The 4725-nt window shown below is 66.2% G+C and carries 5 protein-coding genes and 1 pseudogene; 4 read left to right on the top strand and 2 right to left on the bottom strand.

The annotated features are described in order from the left end of the window. The 4 genes and pseudogenes from AB4Y84_RS13600 to AB4Y84_RS13585 all read left to right on the top strand — a co-directional run. Positions 1-493, top strand: a 493-nt coding sequence (locus tag AB4Y84_RS13600) for an SPFH domain-containing protein (protein WP_442250282.1), incomplete at its 5' end; no start/stop codon positions are given. Between the two features lie 67 nt (positions 494-560). Further along, positions 561-743 (top strand): annotated as a pseudogene (locus AB4Y84_RS13595) (DUF2065 domain-containing protein); the annotation flags it as partial. Positions 744-981: 238 nt separating this feature from the next. After that, a complete protein-coding gene (locus tag AB4Y84_RS13590; RefSeq protein ID WP_025877044.1) occupies positions 982-2274 on the top strand; it encodes an adenylosuccinate synthase in 1293 nt (430 codons plus the stop codon). An 88-nt stretch (positions 2275-2362) separates the two neighbouring features. After that, positions 2363-3019, top strand: coding sequence for a hypothetical protein (locus AB4Y84_RS13585; protein ID WP_442250281.1), 657 nt, complete (start codon positions 2363-2365; stop codon positions 3017-3019). A 30-nt stretch (positions 3020-3049) separates the two neighbouring features. Here the strand turns inward: AB4Y84_RS13585 and AB4Y84_RS13580 are convergent, their stop codons facing one another. Further along, a complete protein-coding gene (locus AB4Y84_RS13580; protein ID WP_442250280.1) occupies positions 3050-3706 on the bottom strand; it encodes a M23 family metallopeptidase in 657 nt (218 codons plus the stop codon). Positions 3707-3710: 4 nt separating this feature from the next. Beyond that, positions 3711-4676, bottom strand: a complete 966-nt coding sequence (locus AB4Y84_RS13575) for a L,D-transpeptidase family protein (RefSeq protein WP_442244610.1) — start codon at positions 4674-4676, stop codon at positions 3711-3713. Positions 4677-4725 lie beyond the last annotated feature (49 nt).

The raw sequence follows: 4725 nt of genomic DNA, 5'->3' as shown, positions 1-4725 counted from the left end.
GATCAACTCGCGCACCCTGCAGCAGCTGGTCTCCGGCGACCGCAGCGAGCTGATCGCCGAGCAGCTGAAGGGCATCAACGAAGCCGTTGCCGGGCTGGGCATGCAGATGATCGACCTGCGCATCAAGCAGGTGGACCTGCCCACCGACAGCCAGGTGATCAATGACGTGTACGAGCGCATGCGCGCCCAGCGCAAGCAGGAAGCCGCGAAGCTGCGCGCCGAGGGCGAGGAGCAGTCGCTGACCATCCGCGCCCAGGCCGACCGTGACAGCACCGTGCTGATCGCAGAAGCCGAACGCGATGCCCAGCGCCTGCGTGGTGAAGGCGATGCCGAGGCCGCACGCATCTACGGCAAGGCCGGTTCGGCTGACCCGTCGTTCTACGCGTTCTACCGCAGCCTCGAGGCCTACCGTGGCTCGATGACCGACGGCAACGGCGTGATCGTGCTGGACAAGAACGACCCGTTCCTGCAGTACCTCAAGAACGATCGCTGAGTCCGCACGGCAGTACCTCACGGGGCCCGGCCATACGCCGGGCCTCGTGCTTTTCCGGAGTTCCCCCATGAAAGATCTGTTCGCCGCCGTCTGTCTGGTCGCGGTGCTGGAAGGCCTGTTGCTGTTCGTGGCCCCCGTGGCCTGGAAGCGCATGGCCGAACGCCTGCTGGACCTGCCCAGCCCGGCCCTGCGCAGCTTCGGTGGCCTGGTCCTGCTGGCCGGGTTGAGCCTGCTGTGGTGGGTACGGCACTACCGGGGCGGGGTGGCTGACCGGCTGGTGAAGCCGCCCGTCGGAAAGGTGGCACCGGACCCCGGAAACCCGGATAATGCACAAAAGCCGGACGGGCCTCCCCGTTCGGCTTTTTCCGTGTCTGGGCCTTCCATCGCCGGCCGCTCCCCGTTTGGAGCCGCCACCCAAGCGCTGGCCAGCCCCGCTGCGGTTTACCCGTCCGCGGCCCCGATGGCCGCAACAAATAGAGGAACCCGTCATGGGTCAGTCTGTCGTAGTGCTTGGTGCCCAGTGGGGCGATGAAGGCAAGGGCAAGATCGTCGATCTGCTCACTGAGGAAATCGGCGCTGTCGTGCGCTTCCAGGGCGGCCACAACGCCGGCCACACCCTGGTCATCAACGGCAAGAAGACCGTCCTGCACCTGATCCCGTCGGGCATCCTGCGTGACGATGCGCTGTGCCTGATCGGCAACGGCGTGGTGATCTCGCCTGCCGCGCTGCAGAAGGAAATCGCCGAGCTGGAAACCTCCGGCGTCGAAGTGCGTTCGCGCCTGAAGATCTCCCCGGCCGCGCCGCTGATCATGCCGTACCACATCGCCCTGGACCAGGCGCGCGAACGCGCTGCCGGCGGCAAGGCGATCGGCACCACCGGTCGTGGCATCGGCCCGGCCTACGAAGACAAGGTGGCGCGTCGCGGCATCCGCATCGCCGACCTGCATTATCCGAAGCAGCTGGAAGAACTCCTGCGCACCGCGCTGGATTACCACAACTTCGTGCTGACCAAGTACCTGAACACCGACGCGGTCGATTTCCAGAAGACCTTCGACGAGGCGCTGGCCTTCGGCGAATACGTGCAGCCGATGAAGTCGGACGTTGCCGGCATCCTGCATGACCTGCGCAAGCAGGGTAAGCGCGTGCTGTTCGAGGGTGCGCAGGGCGCGCTGCTGGACATCGACCACGGTACCTACCCGTACGTCACCAGCTCCAACACCACCGTCGGTGGTGCGCTGGCCGGTGCCGGCGTCGGTGCTGACGCGATCGACTACGTGCTGGGCATTGCCAAGGCCTACGCGACCCGCGTTGGCGGCGGCCCGTTCCCGACCGAGCTGGACGATGAAATCGGCCAGGGCATCCGCGACCGCGGCGCCGAATACGGTGCCTCGACCGGCCGCCCGCGCCGCTGCGGCTGGATGGACATCGTCGCGCTGAAGCGCGCCGTGGCCATCAACGGCATCAGCGGCCTGTGCATCACCAAGCTGGACGTGCTGGACGGCATGGAAAAGCTGAAGGTCTGCATCGCCTACGAATACAACGGCAAGCGTACCGAGTACGCGCCGCTGGACGCGCAGGGCTGGGAAGAGTGCACCCCGGTGTACCTGGAGTTCCCGGGCTGGACCGAAAACACCCACGGCATCACCAACTGGGACGACCTGCCGCCGGCCGCACGCGCCTACCTGCGTTCGCTGGAAGAGCTGGCCGGCTGCCCGATCAGCATCGTCTCCACTGGCCCGGATCGCGACCACACCATGGTCCTGCAGGATCCGTTCGCCTGAGCGACTGCCTGGTAGCGTGAAGGAAAAGCCCCGCGAAAGCGGGGCTTTTTCGTTAGTGTGTACGCAATGCCAGCAGGGAAGCGGATCGATGACCGGCGATGTCAGCGCGAAAGGAACGCGGGTGCTGCGGATCACCCTGTGGGTGTTCTGGGGCCTGTGGGCAGTCGCCTGTGTGGTGTTGGCGGCGGGCGCCGTGRCCAACCACCTGGCGTCACGCACGCAGACCCTGCCGCTGGTGCTGAGCCCCGGTGCGAGCGCGGAGATCACGGTCTACCGCTTCATTGATGATCGCCTGCGGTTGCGGCTGCGTTACCCGCCCAACGCCGCCGACCCGGCCGTCGACCCCGGCGTGCTGATGCGCGTTGAAACCCCCAACGAGCATGCGGACTTCCGTGCAAGCGTGCGATCTGGCCCTCCCGGACCGGATGTTGTGCGCAGGGTGGAAACCGTTGAAACGGCTGTTTTTACCGCCGCGTACTTCGGCTATGGCCGCGGTGATGCATTGCCACGTGGCCGCTCCTGGCTGCGGGTGACCGTGCTGGAAGTGGAGCCGACGCTGGTCGGCAGGCCGGCAATGATCGAAGTGCAGCCGCCGTTGGATCTTCTGAAACTGACCGACCTGGACTACCTCTGGTTGTGGCCGTTCTTCTTCTGGAAACTGGCAGCGCTGTTGCTGCTGGTTCCAGGCATCGCACTGGTGATCTTCACCATCGCGCTGCGCAGGCGTCGTCCACGCGCTGCCTAGGTGCCACGACCAGACCGTGCGGCTTGCGACTTAATCCCCTCCGTCCCCTTTTTTCAGCAATGGATAGGGATTGATCGACTCGCCCTTCCACCATTGCTTCTCCGGGCCCAGCACGTGCACTTCGAAATGTAGGTGCGGGGCTTCTGGGTTTGCGTTGCCGGTGCTGCCGACGTAGCCGATCACATCGCCGCGCTTGATGGTCTGCTTCTCCGCCAGGCCGTCGGCGTAGCGCTGCAGGTGCGCGTAGTAGTAGCACCAGCGGCCGCTGGGTTCGAACTGGTAGACGGTCAGGCCGCCACGCTCGCTGTCGAACAGCTTCTCGACATGGCCATCGGCCACCGCCAGCACCGGTGTGCCGGCAGCAGCCATGATGTCGATCGCATCGTGCACGCGGCCTTCGCTGCGTGCGTCGGTGAAGGTGTCCTGCAGTTGCGAGGGCGYGATGCCCTGTACCGGCAGCAGCAGGCCGGAGGGTGTGTCGCCCGTTGCTGCTGGGGCGGGCGCGGCGATTGCCGTTGTCGCCTGCTCCTCGGGTACGGCACGGGCGCTGTCGGCCGCAGCGGAAGTCTGCGCCACTGCAAGGGGGCGGGCATCCCTGTCATCGGACGGCGTGCCCTCACGCTGCAGCCACCATCCGGCTGCCACGCCCATCACCAGCCCCAGTACGATCAATTGCGCTAGTCGCATCGGCTCACTCCTGCATTACGACCGGTACCGACGTATCCACGGCTGCAGCCACGCGCAGCACATCCCAGTTGGTCATGCGCACGCAGCCGTGCGATTCGGTCTTGCCGACATGGCCGGGCACCGGCGTACCGTGCAGGCCGTAATGGGGTTTGGACAGGTCGATCCAGACCCGGCCGACCGGATTGTTCGGGCCGGGCGGAATCGTGGCCTTGCGATCGCCCTTTCTGGCATCCCAGAACAGCTTCGGGTTGTAGTGGAATGGCGGATCCGGGTAGACGCCGAGGATCTTCCACTCACCGATCGGCAGCGGGTCGTGCTCGCTGCCCGACGATACCGGTACCTGCGCGATCACCTTGCCCTGCGCGTCCAGCAGCTGCAGGGTGGAGTCGGATTTGTCGACCACCAGTTTGGCGGCCTTGGGCAACGCAGCGGGCGCAATATTGGGCACCTGAATGCGGCTGCCGGCCTTGCTCAGATCCACACCGGGATTGAGCGCCTTCAGCAGCTCCGGTGCAGCATGGAAGCGCTCGCCCAGCGATTCCTCCACGCTGCTGAAGCCCAGTGCCTTCAGCTTGGCCTGGTCGGCGGGCTTCTTTGGAATCGCGACGAACGGACCGGCCACGTCTTCTGCGGTCAGCGTGTAGCTGGCAAGGGGGCCGACCGAGTCGGCCTGCAGGGCCTTCCAGGTGGCGTCGTCCAGTTCGCCACTGACTGTCAGCCCGTGCGCTGCCTGGAAGCCGGATACCGCGCGGCGTTGATTGCTGCCCACTTCGCCATCGATCTCGCCCGGAGAGAAGTTTGCGCGGTCCAGAAGTACCTGCGCGTGCAGGGGCGAGCGCGCTGCTGTGTCAGGGCCGGCCTTTTCGGCGATGGGTGCTGGCAGCCCGGCGGGCGGGGGCGTCTGCGCAAAGGCGGGCGACATCAGCAGCGACAGGGCGAGCAGGGCGGGGCGGCATACGGGCATGGGCATCTCCAGGCAGATCACGCCTCCACCCTGCCCGTAGACGCTGCGCAGCCGC

Source organism: Stenotrophomonas sp. 2YAF22 (assembly GCF_052114665.1).
Classification (GTDB): Bacteria; Pseudomonadota; Gammaproteobacteria; order Xanthomonadales; family Xanthomonadaceae; genus Stenotrophomonas; species Stenotrophomonas indicatrix.
The sequence above is the reverse complement of the archived record's forward strand: the minus strand, read 5'-3'. Positions and strand labels throughout refer to the sequence as shown.

What these genes read in the sequence shown, in the direction of transcription:
- AB4Y84_RS13590 (WP_025877044.1), top strand. Translation starts at nt 982, where the DNA reads ATGGGTCAGTCTGTCGTAGTGCTTGGTGCCCAGTGGGGCGATGAAGGC.
- AB4Y84_RS13575 (WP_442244610.1), bottom strand. Translation starts at nt 4,676, where the DNA reads ATGCCCATGCCCGTATGCCGCCCCGCCCTGCTCGCCCTGTCGCTGCTG.